Genomic DNA, 2,033 nt, shown 5'->3' on the forward strand with positions numbered 1-2,033 from the left:
TTAACGATATTTTGGCCCGGCTTATAGCCCGCGTCAACGAGCAGTTCGGCACCAGTTACACCGAACAAACCTTTGTGGGTACAAACTTTTACAAATGCTTTTACCCGCTTATACAGGAAGTAATTTCGGCCGAGGCTGATTTTGCCGAAGCTTATGAAAAACTGGCGGATTATATCCGTGATACCAACAGCGTCTTAAACGTAAGCAAAACGCCCGATGAGGCTTTAATTTCCGCTTTTAAAGAGGCCGGTTACGTCTTAAGCCTTGAAAAAAACACGCTTGCCAACGCCGGCACGATTGCCGCCTGCGTTGACGTTGACGGCGACGCCGAGGATTATCCCGCCAAGAAAGCGGAAATATTGGAGCTTTTGAAAGAAAATACCGTTGCCGGTATGTACTTTAAAGGTTCGGAAAGAGGGCTTAGGACATTAACCAACGGGCAGGATATGGAGTTCGCCTTTGCCCTTCCGGTGCGCTCAAATATGGCTTTAAAACTTACTTTAACGCTTTCGGGCGATACCAATATTTTGGTTGAAAGCGAAGACGAAATAAAAAATAAACTTTTAAAAAACTTGGCGGATATGTACAGTTTGGGGCGCAATTTTGAGCCGGCGCGGTATTTTACTATTTCCCGCGACTGTCCTTATGCGTCCGCAGTACTCTTGGAACACAAAAAAGACGGCGAGGAAAGCTGGTCTTCCGCTGTTTATCAAAGCGATTATACGGATTTATTTGTTTTTTCCAGAAGTAATATAGAGGTTATTCTCAAATGAGGCAGAAATTTAACGGCGACGATTTGGAATTAAAGTTCAGCGGCTCTTTTGATTTGGTTTTCGCCGATATGAAAGAAGCTCTGCTTGCCATTATCGAAAAAGCTTACGGCGCAAAGGCTTTGGGATATACTCTTTACGACGGCAATACCAGCCCGCTAAACGGCGTTATAGAAAGGGAAACATTCGCTCTGTATTACGACGATATTTTTAAAACTTTCCCATACGCCGGCACTTTTGAAAGTTATATTTTTATTCTTAAAAAAATCTTCGGCGAACAGGCAAAAATCACTTTTACAAAGCTTGCACCGGCCGCTTTAAAAATAAATATAGAAAGTGATAAAAACACCTGGTTCAAATGGATTGAAAGCGTCGTAAGCAAGTCCGCCATAACGGACGAAAGCGGAAACGCCGTTTACTTCCGCCGCGCTTTGGGTATGACAGATTATTATAAAGTCCGTTCCATTTTGAATATTTTTAAAAATCCGGGTGTTTACCTTGAATTTAATTTAATTTTACAGGAGCCAAACAATGAGTGATAATTTAATGACTATTTCGGATTTGCCGTCTAAAACCGCGCTTTTGGATACCGACAAAATGGCCGTTGACGACGGCGTACACACCTATAAAGTTACAGGCGCGCAGCTTAGGGAGTATTTAAAAATCAATTCCGCCCCTATGGGGACGGTATCTTTCAGCCAAAGCGGCAAGGTTGAAGATAACCCCGGCAGACTGCCGCTTTTTACCGGGGACGTTATTCCGTCCGCCGATAAAATATATCCCGATTTTTTTGCCTGGCTAAAAAATCACCCGGAGCTTTGTATTTCTGAGGAGAGCTATACGGCAAAAATGGCCCAGTTCGGCGAGTGCCCCTTTTATGTTCTTAACGCGGAAACGGGAGCTTTACGCCTGCCGATTCTTAAGAACTTTATAAAAGCGGCGGATCCGGAAAGCGGCGTAAAACAAGCGCAAGCCGGCCTGCCCAATATTACGGGCACCATTCCCACTGCGTCATGGGCGCAGGAGCCGAGCGGGGCTTTTGCCCGCAAGCACCAGGGTGAAGAAGACGGGGATAATTCGGGCCGCAACGGCTGGATTATAGATTTTGACGCTTCACGCTCAAGCGCGGTTTACGGCCAAAGCGACAGCGTAACCCCGGCGCATACTACGCTTTATCCGTGGGTAAACGTCATAAATTACGCCGTGCCGGCAAGCGTAGCTGAGAACCAAGCCCTTTTGGATATTTTGCTCTCAGAGGGCGGA

Annotated in this window: 2 protein-coding genes and 1 pseudogene; all 3 read left to right on the forward strand. The window is 45.7% G+C overall.

The genetic code is table 11. The annotated features are described in order from the left end of the window. Positions 1-773, forward strand: a 773-nt coding sequence (locus ACQY26_RS01240; RefSeq protein ID WP_428047268.1) for a hypothetical protein, incomplete at its 5' end; no start/stop codon positions are given. Continuing rightward, positions 770-1,309, forward strand: a complete 540-nt coding sequence (locus ACQY26_RS01245) for a hypothetical protein (protein ID WP_428047269.1) — start codon at positions 770-772, stop codon at positions 1,307-1,309. The genes ACQY26_RS01240 and ACQY26_RS01245, both read left to right, overlap by 4 nt. After that, positions 1,302-2,033: pseudogene (locus ACQY26_RS01250) on the forward strand (hypothetical protein); the annotation flags it as partial. The gene ACQY26_RS01245 and the pseudogene ACQY26_RS01250, both read left to right, overlap by 8 nt.

The organism is Candidatus Proelusimicrobium excrementi (assembly GCF_937881865.1).
Classification (GTDB): Bacteria; Elusimicrobiota; Elusimicrobia; order Elusimicrobiales; family Elusimicrobiaceae; genus Proelusimicrobium; species Proelusimicrobium excrementi.